The sequence below is a fragment of the Nocardioides gansuensis genome (assembly GCF_003076135.1).
Taxonomy (GTDB): domain Bacteria; phylum Actinomycetota; class Actinomycetes; order Propionibacteriales; family Nocardioidaceae; genus Nocardioides; species Nocardioides gansuensis.
Genome location: NZ_QDGZ01000039.1, coordinates 1 through 294 on the forward strand (window position 1 = coordinate 1; position 294 = coordinate 294).

At 69.0% G+C, this 294-nt stretch carries 1 protein-coding gene; it reads right to left on the reverse strand.

The window, feature by feature from the left end; genetic code table 11:
* Positions 1–294: carboxyl transferase domain-containing protein (locus tag DDE18_RS22515; RefSeq protein ID WP_281258437.1), on the reverse strand; the 294-nt coding region annotated here is incomplete at both ends.

Sequence of the window (294 nt, forward strand, 5' to 3'; positions counted from 1 at the left end):
CCACGCCCTCCTGGATCCGGGCGCCGGCGCCCTCGTTGATCCCGATGATCGGGCAGCCGGTCTTGATGGCCAGGTCCATCACCTTGGTGATCTTCTCGCCGTAGACCTCGCCCAGCGAGCCGCCGAAGACGGTGAAGTCCTGGGAGAACACGCACACCTGGCGGCCGTCGATGGTGCCGTAGCCGGTGACCACGCCGTCGCCGTAGGGGCGGCGCTGGTCCAGCCCGAACGCGGTCGAGCGGTGCCGGGCCAGCTCGTCGAGCTCGACGAAGGAGCCCTCGTCGAAGAGCATCT